14 protein-coding genes are annotated in these 15,348 nt (G+C 66.2%); 4 read left to right on the plus strand and 10 right to left on the minus strand.

The annotated features are described in order from the left end of the window. Position 1: 1 nt before the first annotated feature. From GTP44_RS10000 to GTP44_RS10010, 3 genes are all read right to left on the minus strand, one after another. Positions 2-1,141 carry a DegT/DnrJ/EryC1/StrS family aminotransferase gene (locus GTP44_RS10000; RefSeq protein ID WP_161019311.1) on the minus strand — a complete coding sequence of 380 codons (1,140 nt, stop codon included), beginning with the start codon at positions 1,139-1,141 and terminating at the stop codon, positions 2-4. Positions 1,142-1,407: 266 nt separating this feature from the next. Further along, positions 1,408-3,069, minus strand: a complete 1,662-nt coding sequence (locus GTP44_RS10005; RefSeq protein ID WP_161019312.1) for a glycosyltransferase family 39 protein — start codon at positions 3,067-3,069, stop codon at positions 1,408-1,410. A 19-nt stretch (positions 3,070-3,088) separates the two neighbouring features. Then, on the minus strand, positions 3,089-3,472 hold the full coding sequence (locus GTP44_RS10010; protein WP_161019313.1) for an Mth938-like domain-containing protein: 384 nt from the start codon (positions 3,470-3,472) through the stop codon (positions 3,089-3,091). A gap of 187 nt (positions 3,473-3,659) precedes the next feature. Here GTP44_RS10010 and GTP44_RS10015 point away from each other — a divergent pair, with 187 nt between their 5' ends. Further along, the gene (locus GTP44_RS10015) at positions 3,660-4,892 is read left to right on the plus strand and encodes a pyridoxal phosphate-dependent aminotransferase (protein ID WP_160991586.1); all 1,233 of its coding nucleotides are present in this window, start codon (positions 3,660-3,662) and stop codon (positions 4,890-4,892) included. Between the two features lie 22 nt (positions 4,893-4,914). Next, positions 4,915-6,237 (plus strand): homoserine dehydrogenase, encoded by a 1,323-nt coding sequence (locus GTP44_RS10020; RefSeq protein ID WP_160991587.1) that lies wholly within the window; start codon positions 4,915-4,917, stop codon positions 6,235-6,237. Between the two features lie 227 nt (positions 6,238-6,464). Here the strand turns inward: GTP44_RS10020 and GTP44_RS10025 are convergent, their stop codons facing one another. From GTP44_RS10025 to GTP44_RS10055, 7 genes are all read right to left on the minus strand, one after another. Continuing rightward, positions 6,465-6,797, minus strand: coding sequence for a BON domain-containing protein (locus GTP44_RS10025; RefSeq protein ID WP_160991588.1), 333 nt, complete (start codon positions 6,795-6,797; stop codon positions 6,465-6,467). Positions 6,798-7,009: 212 nt separating this feature from the next. Continuing rightward, on the minus strand, positions 7,010-8,413 hold the full coding sequence (locus tag GTP44_RS10030) for a sigma 54-interacting transcriptional regulator (RefSeq protein WP_160991589.1): 1,404 nt from the start codon (positions 8,411-8,413) through the stop codon (positions 7,010-7,012). After that, on the minus strand, positions 8,410-8,982 hold the full coding sequence (locus GTP44_RS10035) for a hypothetical protein (protein WP_161019314.1): 573 nt from the start codon (positions 8,980-8,982) through the stop codon (positions 8,410-8,412). Before GTP44_RS10035 ends, GTP44_RS10030 begins: the two co-directional genes overlap by 4 nt. Beyond that, positions 8,972-10,402 (minus strand): sensor histidine kinase, encoded by a 1,431-nt coding sequence (locus GTP44_RS10040; RefSeq protein WP_161019315.1) that lies wholly within the window; start codon positions 10,400-10,402, stop codon positions 8,972-8,974. Before GTP44_RS10040 ends, GTP44_RS10035 begins: the two co-directional genes overlap by 11 nt. Positions 10,403-10,499: 97 nt before the next feature. Beyond that, complete coding sequence (locus GTP44_RS10045) at positions 10,500-10,841, minus strand: ribonuclease E inhibitor RraB (protein WP_161019316.1); 342 nt, start codon at positions 10,839-10,841, stop codon at positions 10,500-10,502. 82 nt (positions 10,842-10,923) lie between these two features. After that, positions 10,924-12,393 (minus strand): sensor histidine kinase, encoded by a 1,470-nt coding sequence (locus tag GTP44_RS10050; protein WP_161019317.1) that lies wholly within the window; start codon positions 12,391-12,393, stop codon positions 10,924-10,926. A gap of 5 nt (positions 12,394-12,398) precedes the next feature. Next, on the minus strand, positions 12,399-13,103 hold the full coding sequence (locus GTP44_RS10055; protein WP_161019318.1) for a response regulator: 705 nt from the start codon (positions 13,101-13,103) through the stop codon (positions 12,399-12,401). Positions 13,104-13,298: 195 nt separating this feature from the next. On the opposite strand from GTP44_RS10055, the gene GTP44_RS10060 reads away from it, so the two are divergent. Continuing rightward, complete coding sequence (locus GTP44_RS10060; protein WP_161019319.1) at positions 13,299-14,360, plus strand: porin; 1,062 nt, start codon at positions 13,299-13,301, stop codon at positions 14,358-14,360. Beyond that, complete coding sequence (locus tag GTP44_RS10065; protein ID WP_160991596.1) at positions 14,360-15,328, plus strand: Bug family tripartite tricarboxylate transporter substrate binding protein; 969 nt, start codon at positions 14,360-14,362, stop codon at positions 15,326-15,328. The genes GTP44_RS10060 and GTP44_RS10065 overlap by 1 nt, the downstream gene beginning before the upstream one ends. Positions 15,329-15,348: the final 20 nt, after the last annotated feature.

Raw genomic sequence — 15,348 nt, forward strand, 5'->3', positions numbered from 1 at the left:
TTCATGGGATCAGGATCGCTTTCACGGCGGCGACGGCGCGGTCGACATCGGCGGTGGTCATGGCGTAGAACATCGGCAGCGTCACGGTCAGGCGGCCGACTTTTTCGGCGACCGGGAACATGCCTTCCTTGAAGCCGCGCGCGCGGTACAGGGAGAACAGGTGGATCGGCGCGTAGTGGTAGCCGGTGCCGACGTTGAAGCGCTCCTGCATGGCGCGCATGAAGTCGGCGCGGGTGGTCGGACCGCGGTCCGGCAGGATGATCTGGAACAGGTGGTAGTTGCTCGAATCAAACGCCTGCAGCGGCAGCTGGGCGCCGCTCTGCGCCTCGAACGCCGGGCCGAAGGCCTCGTAGTAGCGGCGCGCCAGCGCGCGGCGGTGGGCGGTGATGGCCTCGACGTTGGCGAACTGGCCCAGGCCGATGGCGGCCATGATGTCGCTCATATTGTATTTGCCGCCGAGGACATCGACATCGATGCCGTCGACGCCGCTGCGGGTGACGCCTTGCAGGCGGTATTTTTCCGCCAGTTTGGCCTCTTCCAGGTTGTTCAGCACCAGCGCGCCGCCTTCGCCGGTGGTGAGGTTCTTGTTGGCCTGGAAGCTGAACGAGACGAAGTCGCCGAAGGCGCCGATGCGCTGGCCGCGCCATTCCGCGCCGAAGGCCTGCGCCGCGTCTTCCACCACGCGCAGCCCGTGCTGGTTGGCGATCGCGTACAGGCGGTCCATGTCCACCGGCAGGCCGGACAGGTAGACCGGAATGATGGCCTTGGTGCGTGGCGTGATCGCCGCTTCCACCTGGTCGAGGTCGATATTGCGGGTCAGCGGGTCGATGTCGGCGAACACCGGCGTGGCGCCGACTTCGATGATGACGTTGGCGGTGGCCACCCACGAGATCGGCGTGGTGATGACCTCGTCGCCGGGGCCGATGCCTGCGATGCGCAGCGCGATCTCCATGGTGCAGGTGCCGGAGTTGAAGGTGCGCACCGGACGGCCGCCGAAGTATTCCGACATCCGCGCTTCAAACGCCGCCACTTTCGGTCCGCTAGTGATCCACCCCGAACGCAGTACCTCGCCGACGGCGGTGATGGTGGCCTCGTCGATGGTTGGCCGGGAAAAGGGCAGGAAGGGCAGCGCAGCGCTCATGGGTATTAATCTGGTTGATAGGTGATCTGGTTACAATTCTAAATTGTTCGGCAGCTCTGCGCCAGTTAAGCAACCCCTACGTGGATCACTACGTCGCCGATTCGTTGTGTGAACAACGGGGAAGCACGGTGCGCGCCGGCCCGGCCGAGAATAGCATTGGACTAGTCAGGGCAGCGCGCGCGCAGGCTCGCGGCCATGATGGGGCGGCGGCGGCGGGCGCCGCGCCGCCGCCAAAATGAGCAAAACTCAACTGATGGGTTTATTCATTACAGATTGGTAATGACGGCCCGCCGGCTGTCCTGGGCGACGACGCGCAGCGGCAAACCGTGGCCTTGCATCACACGCAGCGTGTTGAGGCCGACGATGGCCATGGCTTTCTTGCCGTTGGCCGTATGCGCGCGCCAGCGCTGGTAGAACTGGTCCAGCGTCGGTATCGACAGTTCCGGCTGCTGCTGCAGGCCGAAGGTGAACTCGTCCCAATACTCCACCAGCGTGACCGGGCGGTCCAGGTAGAAGGTCATCGACTGCTCGTAGGTCAGCACCGAGTAGACCGGCATGTCCGGCCGCAGTTCGGCCCGCATCGCCAGCGCCAGCGCCTTGCCGGAGCGCAGCTGGCCATAGTGTTCGAAGCCGGCCAGCAGCAGTTGCACCGAAATAAAGCCGGCCACCGCCAAGGTCAGCACGGTCATGTCGCGGCGCAGCTGGCGCGCATGCAGCAGCGCCAGCGCGCCGCCGGCGGCGGCCACGATGGCGGCCGCCAGCACCCACGGCTGGTACAGTTGCAGCAGCAGGCGTTCGTCCGGGTGGCGCTCGCCGCTCTGGACCATGTAGGGCAGCAGGGCCATGCCCACCACGCCGGCCAGCAGCACCAGGCCGGCGGCGGTCACGCGGCTCCGCCGCGCGGCGCCTTCCAGATAGCTCGCCAGCAGCAGCGCCAGCGCCGGATACACCGGCAGGATGTAGCCCGGCAGCTTGGAGCTGGAGGCGCTGAAGAAGAAGGTGATGAACACCGCCCACACCAGCAACAGCAGGCGCGGCTGGAACGTGCCGCCCGGGTCGCGCCGGGCGCCGTGCCACAGTGCCTGCGGCAGCAGGCCCAGCCATGGCATCACGCCGGGGATCAGCAGCAGCAGGAAGTAGTACCACGGACCTTCGCGGTGGTGGGTCTTGAGTAAAAAGCGTTCCCAGTGTTCGTGGATGAAGAAGAAGTGCGGCTGCTCCGGGTTGCGCAGCGCCACCAGCACAAACCACGGCGCGGCGATGGCGCAAAACAGCAGCAGGCCTTTGCCGAGGTGCAGGCGCTGCCAGATGGCCAGGTCGCGCGACAGCGCGGTGTAAAGTACCAGCACCGCGCCCGGCAGCACCAGGCCGATCAGGCCCTTGGCCAGCACCGCCAGCGCCATGCCGGCCCAGCACAGCAGCATCCAGTTGCGCCGCTCGGCGGGCGTGGCGTCGTCGCGCTGGGCGATCAGCAGCGCGCCGAGGGCGATGGTCATCATGCCGCTCAGGCCCATGTCCAGCGAGTTGATCTGGCCGCTGGCCACCCAGAACAGGCTGGAGCCCAGCACCAGGCCGGCGTAGAAGCCGGCGCGCGCGCCGAACACGCGCTTGGCCGTGTAGGCGGTGAACAGCACGCCGCCCAGGCCGCACAGGCCGGTCCACAGCCGCGCCTGCCATTCGCCCAGGCCGAACAGGCTGAAGGTGAGGGCGTTCATCCAGGTCTGCAGCGGCGGCTTTTCAAAATACTTGATGCCGTTCAGGCGGGTGGTGATCCAGTCGCCGCTGGCCCACATTTCGCGCGCCATTTCGGCGTAACGGCCCTCGTCCGGCGGCACCAGCGAGCGGATGCCCAGTACATACAGCCACACCAGGGCAAACACGGCCACCAGGGACCAGACCACTTTCTTCGAGTTATACAGGTCGTTCATCGGGCGCTTCGCGATCGGGTCAGGCGGTGGCCGGCGGGATGATCAGGGCCAGCGTCACCTTGCGGCCCTCGCCCATCAGGATGTTGTAAGTGCGGCAGGCGGCCTGGCTGTCCATGCATTCGACGCCGATGCGGCGCAGCGTCAGCGCGGCGGTCAGGCGTGGATGGATGAAGCGCTGGCGCTCGCCGGTGCCGAGGATCACCACGTCCGGGTTGTCCTGGCCGATCAGGTCGAAGTGCGCGGCGCTCAGGTCTTCGAAGGTCGGCGCGTCCAGCGGGCGCGGCGGGGTTTCCGGCAGCACGATCAGGCTGTAGTTGTAGCGCTCGGCGTTGATTTCGACGCCGCTGGCGTCGTAGCCGGTGACGGTCTGGTATTTTTGGGTATCGCTTTGATGGAGCTTCATGGCGGGACGCGGAGGTAAAAAACGGCAAAAAGGAGCGCCATTGTAGCGTTTTCAGGGTGGGCCCGGCCCGAAAGGTTGATTAAATCGGAGGCTTTCGGCAGAATGGTTCTTTTCGCATTGCAGCACGGGCCGGCGCCGGCGGTTTGGCAGGTCAGAGAAGTTTGCCTCACATACACAGGATTTTATTTTGCGACCGATTCAAAAATCGAACAAACTGGCGGAAGTCTGCTACGAGATCCGCGGCCCGGTGCCGGAAAAAGCCCGGCAAATGGAGGAGGAAGGCCACAAGATCACGAAGTTGAATATCGGCAACTTGGCCGTGTTCGGCTTTGATCCGCCGGACGAGATCGTCCAGGACATGAAGATCAACCTGTCCAACGCCGCCGGCTACACCGATTCCAAGGGCATGTTCGCGCCGCGCAAGGCGGTGATGCATTACACCCAGGGCAAGAATATTCGCGGCGTGGCGATCGACGATATCTATCTCGGCAACGGCGCCTCGGAGCTGATCGTCATGTCGATGAACGCGCTGCTCAACAACGGCGACGAGGTGCTGGTGCCGGCGCCGGACTATCCGCTGTGGACGGCGGCGGTGTCGCTGTCGGGCGGCACGCCGGTGCACTATGTGTGCGACGAGCAGCAGGAGTGGTATCCGGACATCGACGACATGCGCCGCAAGATCACGCCCAACACGCGCGCCATCGTCGTGATCAACCCGAACAATCCGACCGGCGCGCTGTACCCGGTCGAGCTGCTGCTGCAGATCATCGAGCTGGCGCGCCAGCACGACCTGATCATCTATGCCGACGAAATCTACGACAAGGTGCTGTACGACGGCGCCCAGCACGTGTCGATCGCCTCGCTGTGCGATGACATCCTGTGCGTGACCTTCAACGGCCTGTCGAAGAATTACCGCGCGTGCGGCTACCGTTCCGGCTGGATGGTGGTGTCGGGCGAGAAGTCGCACGCGAAAGATTATATCGAGGGCCTCAACATGCTGGCCTCGATGCGCTTGTGCGCCAACGCGCCGGGACAGTTTGCGATCCAGACTGCGCTCGGCGGCTACCAGTCGATCGACGATCTGGTGGGCCCGGGCGGGCGCCTGTTGAAGCAACGCGATCTGGCCTACAAGCTGCTGACCGAGATTCCGGGCGTCACTTGTGTCAAGCCGAAAGCGGCGCTGTACATGTTCCCGCGGCTCGATCCGAAGATCTATCCGATCACGGATGACCAACAGTTCGCCTACGAGCTGCTGGCCGAAACCAAAGTACTGATCGTCCAGGGCAGCGGCTTCAACTGGATCGCGCCGGATCACTTCCGCGTCGTGTTCCTGCCGAACTCGGACGATATGGTGGAAGCGTTCGGCCGCATGGCCAAGTTCATGGAAAGCTACCGCAAGCGCCACGGCGCCAGCTTTTAAGTCAGATTTCTGGAAATACATTATGAAACCAATCAAAGTAGGCTTGTTAGGCGTCGGCAACGTCGGCGGTGGAACGTTCGATGTGCTGGAGCGCAATCAGGAAGAAATCCGCCGCCGCGCCGGCCGCGGCATTGAAATCGTGGCGGTTTCGGCCCGTAATCTGGAGCGCGCCAAGGCGCGTACCGGCGACAAGGTCAAGGTGGTGGCCAGCCCGGCCGACATCGTCAACGATCCGGAAATCGACATCGTCGTCGAGCTGATCGGTGGCTATGACGAGGCGCGCACGCTGGTGCTGCAGGCCATCGCCAACGGCAAGCACGTGGTCACCGCCAACAAGGCGCTGCTGGCGGTGCATGGCAACGAGATCTTCAAGGCCGCGCAGGACCGGGGCGTCATGGTCGCGTTCGAGGCGGCGGTGGCCGGCGGCATCCCGATCATCAAGGCGCTGCGCGAGGGCCTGACCGCCAACCGCATCGACTGGTTCGCCGGCATCATCAACGGCACCACCAACTTCATCCTGTCCGAAATGCGCGACAAGGGCCTGGACTTCGCCACCGTGCTGAAGCAGGCGCAGGCACTGGGCTACGCCGAGGCCGATCCGACCTTCGACATCGAAGGCGTGGACGCGGCGCACAAGGCCACCATCATGTCGGCGATCGCCTTCGGCATTCCGGTGCAGTTCGACAAGGCGCACGTGGAGGGCATCTCCAGGCTGAACGCGGTGGATATCCGCTACGCCGAACAACTGGGCTACCGCATCAAGCTGCTGGGCATCGCCAAGCGCGCCAAGGTCAACGGCAAGGAAGGCGTGGAACTGCGCGTGCACCCGACCCTGATTCCATCGAGGCGCCTGATCGCCAACGTCGAAGGCGCGATGAACGCGGTGCTGGTGCAGGGCGACGCGGTCGGCGCCACGCTGTACTACGGCAAGGGCGCCGGCGCGGAGCCGACCGCCTCGGCCGTGATCGCCGACCTGGTCGACATCACCCGCCTGGCCACCGCCGATCCGGAGCACCGCGTGCCGCACCTGGCGTTCCAGCCGAACGCGATGACCAACATCGAAATCCTGCCGATGTCGGAAGTGACCACCAGCTACTACCTGCGCATGAACGTCAGCGACGAGCCGGGCGTGCTGGCCGACCTGACGCGCATTCTGGCCGACGCCGGCATCTCGATCGACGCCATGCTGCAGAAGGAGCCGGCCGAGGGCGAAACCCGGACCGACATCATCTTCCTGACGCACCAGACGCAGGAGAAAAACGTCATCGCCGCCATCGCCAAGATGGAAAGTCTGTCGACGGTGGGTGGCAGCGTCACCAAGATCCGCCTGGAAAACCTCAGCTAGGTTGGTACTGCCTCAATACGTACTGCCTCAATACGGCCGGGTTCGATCCGGCCGTAGGCTGGGCGGATGCCAGACGCCGCCCCGCTTGCGCGACTGGGCGCGCCGCCCGACACCATGCTGGCCGACAAGCGGCGCGAAAAATAAAAAAAGCCGGGACAGCGTCTACGCACGCTGTCCCGGAAAGGGTGCTGTTACTAGCGTTACTATCGCGGGCTTGCCGTGACGGTTTACTTCGAGGCGACGGTCAGTTCGCTTTTGACTTCTTTCACACCGGGTACCGCCGACGCCACCTGAATGGCCTTGGTGCCTTCGTCGGTGCTGGCGACGCTGCCGCTCAGCGTTACGACGCCTTCAGCGGTGGTCACGCCGATCTGTTTTTGATCGGCCAGGGAAGCCTTGATTTTGCTGGTGATAGCCTCGTCGTTGGTGGCGGTGCCGGCTTTGGCGGCGCCCGCCAGGGCTGCATCTTGCTGGCCAGCGGCGAATGCGGTTCCGGTGGCGGCAGCGGCGGTCAGGGTGGCGGCTACCATCAGGCGGGCGATCAGTTTGTTGGTCATCATGATTTGCTTCCTTTACTTATCGAGTTTGAGGATAAAACGTCGGTGACGTTACCCACTCCTTTGCAAACCCTGTGCCAGCTTTGATTTCCCCTTTATTTTCAATGGCTTGCGGCCAAATTTCTAATGGGAAATCGCAGCATCGTGAATTTTTCGTCCAGATTGCCGTGATTTTGTCGGGAAATGGCGACGTTCACCGGAGTGTGTTCTATAACTCATTGATTTTTAAGGTTTTCATCGTGTCGCTCAATGGCGACATCGCCACGGAACAAGCTCGCGTCCAGGTTGTGCTTTTGCAGCAGACGATAAAACTCGGTGCGGTTGCGTTCGGCCAGGCGGGCGGCGTCGGCGACGTTGCCATCCGTGAGTTTGAGCAGCTGGACCAGATAGTTGTGCTCGAAGCGCTGGCGCGCCGCGGTGTAGCTCAGCACCTCCAGCGACGGCACGCGCAAGGCGCGCTGCACCAGCGACAGCGGGATCAGCGGTGCGGTCGCCAATGCACACACGTGCTCGATCACGTTGTACAGCTGGCGCACATTGCCCGGCCAGGCGGCGGTGGTCAGCGCCGCCAGCGCGTCGGGCGCGAAGCCGCGCACCGTCTTGCCGTACTTGGCCGCCAGCATTTGCAGGAACTGATTGGCCATGGGCACGATGTCCTCGCGCCGCTGCGCCAGCGGCGGCAAGGTCAGCGTGATGACGTTGAGCCGGTAATACAAGTCCTCGCGGAACTGGCCCTCCTGCATGGCGGCGTCCAGGTCGCGGTGGGTGGCCGACAGGATGCGCACGTCGACCGGCCGGGCCACATCCGAGCCCAGCTGGCGCACCACGCGCTCCTGCAGCACCCGCAGCAGCTTGACCTGCAGCAGCAGCGGCATGTCGCCGATCTCGTCGAGGAACAGCGTGCCGCCGTCGGCCGCCTGCACCAGGCCTTCGCGCGCGCCCACCGCGCCGGTGTAGGCGCCCTTGACGTGGCCGAATAGTTCCGATTCCAGCAGCGCCTCCGGGATCGCGCCGCAATTGATGGCGATGAACGGCGCCGTGGCGCGCCGGCTGGCGCGGTGGATCGCCTGCGCCAGCATTTCCTTGCCGGTGCCGCTTTCGCCGCGGATCAGGATGCTGGCGTCGGACGCGGCCACCAGGCGCGCCTCGGCCAGCAGCTCGTCCATGCACTGGCTGCGGCTGATGATGTCGGCGCGCCATGCCTGGTCGCCCTCGTCGGCGCGGGCCACCGGCGCGGCCAGGCTCAACGCCTGGCCGACGCGCTCCAGCAGCGCCTTGGCGTCGAACGGCTTGGTCAAGTACGCGTAGGCGCCCAGCGTGGTCGCCTCCACCGCGTCCGGAATGGTGCCGTGCGCGGTCAGCAGGATCACCGGCAGCGCCGGGTAGCTGCGGCGGATCTGCTGGAACAACCACATGCCGTCGCGCTCCGGCAGACGGATGTCGCTGATTACCAGACGAGGTAGCTCCATCGACAGCCGCGTCAGCGCCTCCTCGGCGCTGCCGACCGCGGTGACGCGGTAGCCGTTGGCGGTCAGCCGCATCGACAGCAGGCGCAGCAGATCGTCGTCATCGTCCACCAGCAGCAGGTGGGCGCCCTGGCCGTGCAGCGGCGCCGTCATTTGGTCACCTGCGAGGCTGGCGCCGGGCGCGCCGGCAACGTCCGTTCGATGGCCTTCAGGCCCTCCACCATGTCGGTCAATTGCTCGATGCGGCGCTGGTTGTCCTTTTGCTGCGCGGCCAGTTTGTCGGCGTGCTCGGACAGCCGGCGCGTCTCGGCGCAGTTGCTCGACAGCAGTTGCGCCAGCGGCCGGAACGGCGCCGCCTCGACGTCGGCCGAGGTGGCCACGCTGTCGAGCAGCGCCTGCGCGCGCGCCAGATCGCCGCTGCCGCGCGTCAGCATCAGCGCCATGCCCATCTGGACCGCCACGCGCGGGCCGCGCGGCTGCTGGCCGAGCCCGCTGAGTTCCTTCATCAGCTCGCCCTGGCTCATGCGGCGCAGCGTCTGGTGATAGCCGAGCAGCGGCGTCAGCTCGTCCGGCGCCGCCGCCGCCGGGGTGAGCACTTCGACCACCGGCGCCGGCGACGGCGGTTGAAGTGGCCCCCCCGCCGGCGCCGCCGGCATCGGTGAATTGAGCGTGCAGGCCGACAGGGCCAGGCACGCCGTCAGGAGAAGGAGCTTAGTGTTCATAAGGTAGTTCAATGCGGAAATGGGCGCCGCGCTGCGCGGGCATCAGTTTCAGAAGGCCGCCATGCGCGGCCACGTATTCATGCACGATCGACAGGCCGATGCCGTTGCCGCGCCGGGCGCCGGGCGGCTGGCGTTGTCCCTGATAAAACGGTTCGAAGATGCGCGTCGCGTCCTCGGCCGCCACGCCCGGCCCCTGGTCGACGCAGTCGAGCACGAGCTTGCCGTCCAGTTCGCCGAGGCGGAAGCTGATCAGGCCACCTGGCGGACTGAAGCGCACCGCGTTCGACAGCAGGTTGCCGATGACGATCACCAGCTTGTCGGCATCGACCGCCAGCGGCGCGGCGCGGCCCTCGCTGACCACGCTCAGCCGCGCCGCCTGCCATTGCAGGCGCTGGCTGTCGATGGTCTGTGCCAGCAGCGCGCCGAGGTCGGCCGGCTGGCGCCGCAGGTGCTGGGCGTCGAAGGTGGCGGCGTTGTAGCGCAGCAGCGCCTCGATCTGCGACTGCAGCGCCGCCGTGTTCTGGTTGAGGATGCCGGCGATCTCGCGCTGGTCGGGCGACAGCGCGCCCGCCACGCCATCCTCCAGCAGCGCCACGCCTTCGCGCAGCGCCGCCAGCGGCGTCTTCAGTTCGTGCGAGATGTGGCGCAGGAAGCGCGCCTTGTCGGCCTCCAGGTCGGCCAGGCGCTGGCGCAGCCAGTTCAGCTGCTGGCCGACGCGCTGCAGGTCGCGCGGGCCGCGCACGGCGATCACCTGGTCGTAGCGGTTCTCGCCCAGTGTGTCGATGGCCTGGCCGATCTGCGCCAGCGGCCGCGACAGCCACAGGCCGAAGCCGGACGCCAGCGCGGCGGCGATCAGGATCGAGGCCATCACCTGCGCCTTGAGCACGGCGCGGCGCCGGTCCAGCTCGGCCAGCAGCGCGCCATTGCGGCGCTCGACCTCCTGTTGCACCTCGGCGGCCAGTTGTTCGTTGAGGCCGGGCAGCGGCAGCAGCGCCTTTTCCAGCGCCTGCTGGCGCGCGCTGCGCAGCGCGCCGGGGCGCGACGGCGCCTGCAGGATGTGCCACGCCTGCTCGCCGGTCTCGCGCCAGCGCTCGAACAGCGCCGGCGGCGTGTGCGGCAGGGCGGCCGCCACCGCGTCCAGCGCGGCGCGGGCGTCGCGCCAGGCGTCGGCGTAGCGACGGCGGAAGGCCGGATCGTCCAGCACCAGGTACTGGCGCGCGCTGCGCGCCATGGCGACGCTGCGTTCGGCCAGTTGTTGGGTGTTTTCAGTGAGCGCCAGCGCGTGGCGTCCGCTGTCGCGGCTGTGGGCGGCCAGGCGGTCCAGCGTCCACAGGGCATGCAGCGAGGCGGCGCTCAGCAGCATGGCAATCAGCAAAAAGACGCCCAACAACAGCTGGCGAAACGACAGTTTCGAGAGCATGGTGGGTCAGAGGGTGGCCATATTGACTGCATGATATGGCCAAACAGCTGCGATAGCCTGTTCGATTGACCCGCGCTGCCCTTTGGGGGGGGCGGGATCAGGAAGCGGGGCCGACGTCCATGCCGTCGTAGGATTCCAGCTGGTGTTCCTCGGCGAATTGGTAGAACTCCTGGTTGCGCGCGTGCAGCGTATCGACCGTGTGCTTTTCGACCTTTTCGATATGCAGCCACCACAGCGCCGGGCTGTCGCCGTCCGGCTTGGAGTCGTAGATGCCGACGATCTGGTAACCCTTGGCCTGCAGCGCGGTCTGCGCGGTTTCCAGCTTGGCCTTGTCGGCGTCGGCGAAAAAGTAGCCCCACAACAGCGGCTTGCTGATATCCCATGGTGCGTTCGCCTTCATGTCGGCAAACAGCGTGACCATTTCTTCTTTGCTAATCATCATTCTTCCTTGTGGCGCCGGTAGAAAAGTGTACCGGCGCGTTCTATGTGAGACAGTAATTCGGTCGTCGTTCCAAGCCGCGCTATTTTACCGCGTTGAAGGTGATGCGCACTTGCAGGCCCTGGCCGCCGCCGCCGTCGTCCAGGGTGATGGTGGCGCCGTGCAACGTGGCGATGTCGCGCACGATGGCCAGGCCGAGGCCGTGGCCGCCCGGATTGCGCTCCAGCGTGGCGGCGGCGCGGTAGAACGGCGCGAACACCCGCTCACGCTCGGCGGCGGCGATGCCCGGTCCATTGTCCTCCACCGCCAGCGTCACATGTTCGGCGTCCTGCGTCAGCCGTAGCGCCACGGCGCCGCCGGCCGGCGTGTAGCGCAGCGCGTTGTCCACCAGGTTGGCCAGCATTTCATGCAGCAGGAAGGCCTGGCCGTGGACCCGGCCCTCCTGTTCGGCCTCCAGCGACAGGTCGATCTGCCTGGCCACCGCCGCCATGGCCAGCTCCAGCCCGACCTGGCGCGCGATGTCGCGCAACGCCACCGGCGCGGCGTGGTCGGCGCCGTCGGCGCTGCGGTGCTCGATGCGCGCCAGTGCCAGCAGCCGGTTGGCCAGATTGACGGTGGAGTCGGTGGTGGCGGCCATGCTGCGGACGATCTCGCGCAGCGCCGCCTTGCTCTGTTCCGGATCGGCGCCGGGCCGGTCGCATTCGCGCAGCGCCAGTTCGGCCTGGGTCTTGAGCACCGTCAGCGGAGTGCGCAACTGGTGCGAGGCGTCGGCGATGAAGCGCCGCTGGCTGCTGATCAGCAGATGCATGCGTGCGCGCGAGCTGTTGAGCGCCGCCACCAGCGGCCGCACTTCCTTGTGCACCAACGCCGGGTCGACGTCCGAGGCGTCGTTCGGGCCGCGCGTCTCCAGCACGCTCTTGAGCCGCATCAGCGGTTGCAGCACCAGCCGTACCGCGAACCACACCAGCAGCGCCAGCGCCGCCAGCAGCGAGGCTTGCCAGATCAGCGTATCGAACAGGATCTGGTTCGACAGCAGGCGCCGCGCCTCCAGCGTTTCGCCGACCTGAATCAGCGCGATGCCGCGCATCGAATCCTCGTACACCGGCTGCAGCAGCGCGGCGATGCGGACCGGCTGGCCGTTGTAGTCGGCGTGATAGAAGCGCACCAGCGCCGGATAGGCGTCCGAGCGCGGCACGTCGGTCGGCACCGGCGGCAGGTCGGCGTAGCCGGACACCGTTTCGCCGGCGATGCCGGTGACCTTGTAGTAGATGCGGCCCATGGTGTCGGTCTCGAAGCTGTCGAGCGCCACGTAGGGCACGTCGGCCACCACTTTGCCGCCCACCACCGACACCCGCTCGGCCAGCGCGCGCGTCGACGCCAGCAGCGAGCGGTCGTAGGCGACATCCGCCGCGTCCCTGGCGTTGCGGTAGACCGAGATGGTGTTCAGCGCCACCAGCACCAGCAAGGGGCACAGCAGCCAGCGCAGCAACTGGCCGCGCAGGCTGCCCTGCATGTCGCCGGCGCGGCGCAAGCGGAGCAGGGACGGCGCCATGCCGGTCAGGCCGGCGCGCCGGTGGCGGCGCGCGGCTGCAGCAGATAGCCGATGCCGCGCAGCGTGGTGATGACGGCGGCGTCGGCGCCGGGCATATCGAGCTTTTTGCGCACGCGGTGGATGTACAGGTCGATGGCGTCCAGGCCGGCGTCGTCGCCCAGCGAGAACACTTCGTCGAACAGCTTCTCCTTCGGCACCGCGCGGCCGCTGCGCGTGATCAGCGTCTCCAGCACCGCGTGTTCGCGCGGCGTCAGCGCCAGCGGCGCGCCGCCGTAGCTGAACATGCGGGTGATGGTGTCGAAACTGAGCGCGCCGCATTGATGCACCAGCACCTCGTTGCCGACACTGCGGCGCAGCAGCGCCTTGACCCGCGCCTCCAGCTCCGCCAGCTCGAACGGCTTGGCCAGGTAATCGTCGGCGCCCATGTTCAGGCCCTGCACGCGGTCTTCCAGGCCGCCGCGCGCCGTCAGGATCAGCACCGGCGTTTTGGCGCGCGCGCCGCCGCGCGCGCGCAGGCGCTTGAGCACCTCCAGCCCGTCCATGCGCGGCAAGGTGAGATCGAGTATCACCAGCGCATAGTCCTGGGTGTGCAGCAGGGCGTCGGCGTCGGCGCCGTTGTCGGCGCATTCCACCGTCAAATGGGCGTCGCGCAGCGCCTTGGCCAGCCAGTGCTGCAACTCAGTGTGGTCTTCAACTAACAGTATGCGCATGAGAACTTGCCAGTTTGGTCAAATAAGTGCAGGGTTGAGGGCAGCATCATGGGCCGCCGCCGGCTAAAAGGGAAGTCCCTGCGGCGATTGTGGAAATCTGGCGACATTGAAAGGCAATTGAAAGATTGCTGCTCCTATAGTGGAAGCCTGGTCGCCAAGATCAGATATATGAAAATTAAAATTCGGAGACAATTCATGAAGCAATCCCCGTTGACCCTCGCGGTCCTGGCGCTGTGCGCCGCCGCCGGTAGCGCTTACGCTCAATCCAATGTGCAGGTGTACGGCCTGCTCGACGTCGGCATGGAAAACGTCAACAACCAGACGCCGGGCGGCAGCGGTGTGACGCGCGTGATCTCCGGTGGCATGAACACCTCGCGCTGGGGCCTGCGCGGCAGCGAGGATCTGGGCGGCGGCCTGAAAGCGGTCTTCAACCTCGAAGGCGGCATCCTGATGGACACCGGCGCCCAGGACGGCGCGCTGTTCAAGCGCCAGGCCAACGTCGGCCTGGAAGGCGCCTTCGGCCGTGTGATAGTTGGACGCTCCTTCACCAGCACCTACGACACGGTGATCGCCTTCGATCCGATGGGCTTCGCGCCGAACTACTCGTGGGCCACCTCCGGCCCGGCCACCGGCCCGAGCAAGTACGGCTTCACCACTCAGTACGACAACATCATCAAATATTCCGGCACCTTTGGCGACTGGAAGTTCGGCGCCAACTACGCCGCCGGCGAGCAGACCACCGGGGTGCAGGACAGCGCCAAGATGGGCTTCACCACCGGTTATAAGATCGGCGGCGCCAACCTGATGGCGACCTGGGAGCGTAACAACGGCAATACCGTGGCCGCCACCGGCAACCGTGATCGCAACACCGTGTGGCACATCGGCGCCAACTACGAGACCGGCCCGTTCAAGCTGTGGGCCGTGCTGCGCGACTACAAGCTGGTGGCCGGCAAGGCGCTGACCGCCGATGTCGACGCCACCACCACCTGGGCCGGCGTCGCCTACAAAACCGGCGCCACCACGCTGACCGGTGCGGTCTATCACGTCAACGTCAAGAACGTCGCCGCCGGCAAGGACGCCGATCCGACCATGTACGTGGCGCGCTACCGCTACGCGCTGTCCAAACGCACCGACCTGCACGTGACGGCGGCCTACGCCAAAGCGAAGAACGGCCAGTTTACCGGCCTGTCGCGCGATGATGCCGGCTACGCCAACAGTCAGCGCGGCCTCACCGTCGGCATGCAACACCGCTTCTGATGCCAATCTGGCTGGCATGCCTCTGCGCGCTGTGCTTCGGCGTGGCGGCGCAGGCGGCGGGGGTGGAGTGCATCGTGCCGTCCAAGCCGGGCGGCGCAATGGACCTGACTTGCAAGTTGGCGCAGAAAGGCTTGTACGGCCTGCGCGACACGCCCAACCCGCCGCCGTCCGATATGCGTATCAGCTATCTGCCGGGCGGTATCGGCGCGGTGGCCTGGCATTCGCTGGTGTCGGGGCGCCGTACCGAACCGAATACGCTGGTGACGTTTTCCGGCGGCTCGCTGCTCAATCTGGCGGAGGGCAAGTTCGGTAAAGTGAAATCGTCGGACGTGCGCTGGGTGGCGGCGCTGGGCGCTGACTACGGCATGATCGCGGTGCGCGCCGATTCGCCCTACAAGACGCTGCGCGACCTGGTGGCGGCATTGCAGGCCAATCCGAAGAAGGTGCTGATCGGCGTCTCCGGCACCATCGGCAGCCAGGACTGGGTCAAGATGGCGTTGCTGGCGAAAAGCGCCGGCATCGATCCGCGGGCGCTGCGGTTCGTCGCGCTGGAAGGTGGCGGAGAAGCCTTCACCGCCATGCACGCGAACTATGTGCAGGTGGTGTCGGGCGACGCCAGCGAGGCGGTGCTGTATTCGGGAGGCGGCAACACGCGCGTGCTGGCGGTGCTGTCCGAGCAGCGCCTCGACGGCGTGCTGGCCGATGTGCCGACCGCGCGCGAGCAGGGTGTCGATGTGGTGTGGCCGATCATCCGCGGCGTGTGGATGGGGCCTCATGTATCGGACGCGGAGTACCGGCAATGGGTCTCGTACTTCGACCGCGTGCTGGCCAGCCCGCAGTTTGCGCAGATGCGGGCCGCGTCAGGCTTGCGTCCTTTCGGGCTGACCGGCGATGCGCTGGCGGCCTATGTCAAGAAAGCCGTGGACGACTACGGCAGGCGTGCCGCCGACCTGGGACTGGTGCGCTGAGTTAAAACTAATATCTAATG

Origin of the sequence: Duganella lactea, assembly GCF_009857505.1 — a bacterium.
Lineage (GTDB): Bacteria > Pseudomonadota > Gammaproteobacteria > Burkholderiales > Burkholderiaceae_D > Rugamonas > Rugamonas lactea.

Coding starts and splice junctions, on each gene's coding strand:
- GTP44_RS10000 (WP_161019311.1), bottom strand. CDS start 1,141: ATGAGCGCTGCGCTGCCCTTCCTGCCCTTTTCCCGGCCAACCATCGAC.
- GTP44_RS10005 (WP_161019312.1), bottom strand. CDS start 3,069: ATGAACGACCTGTATAACTCGAAGAAAGTGGTCTGGTCCCTGGTGGCC.
- GTP44_RS10010 (WP_161019313.1), bottom strand. CDS start 3,472: ATGAAGCTCCATCAAAGCGATACCCAAAAATACCAGACCGTCACCGGC.
- GTP44_RS10020 (WP_160991587.1), top strand. CDS start 4,915: ATGAAACCAATCAAAGTAGGCTTGTTAGGCGTCGGCAACGTCGGCGGT.
- GTP44_RS10025 (WP_160991588.1), bottom strand. CDS start 6,797: ATGATGACCAACAAACTGATCGCCCGCCTGATGGTAGCCGCCACCCTG.
- GTP44_RS10030 (WP_160991589.1), bottom strand. CDS start 8,413: ATGACGGCGCCGCTGCACGGCCAGGGCGCCCACCTGCTGCTGGTGGAC.
- GTP44_RS10035 (WP_161019314.1), bottom strand. CDS start 8,982: ATGAACACTAAGCTCCTTCTCCTGACGGCGTGCCTGGCCCTGTCGGCC.
- GTP44_RS10040 (WP_161019315.1), bottom strand. CDS start 10,402: ATGCTCTCGAAACTGTCGTTTCGCCAGCTGTTGTTGGGCGTCTTTTTG.
- GTP44_RS10045 (WP_161019316.1), bottom strand. CDS start 10,841: ATGATTAGCAAAGAAGAAATGGTCACGCTGTTTGCCGACATGAAGGCG.
- GTP44_RS10050 (WP_161019317.1), bottom strand. CDS start 12,393: ATGGCGCCGTCCCTGCTCCGCTTGCGCCGCGCCGGCGACATGCAGGGC.
- GTP44_RS10055 (WP_161019318.1), bottom strand. CDS start 13,103: ATGCGCATACTGTTAGTTGAAGACCACACTGAGTTGCAGCACTGGCTG.
- GTP44_RS10060 (WP_161019319.1), top strand. CDS start 13,299: ATGAAGCAATCCCCGTTGACCCTCGCGGTCCTGGCGCTGTGCGCCGCC.
- GTP44_RS10065 (WP_160991596.1), top strand. CDS start 14,360: ATGCCAATCTGGCTGGCATGCCTCTGCGCGCTGTGCTTCGGCGTGGCG.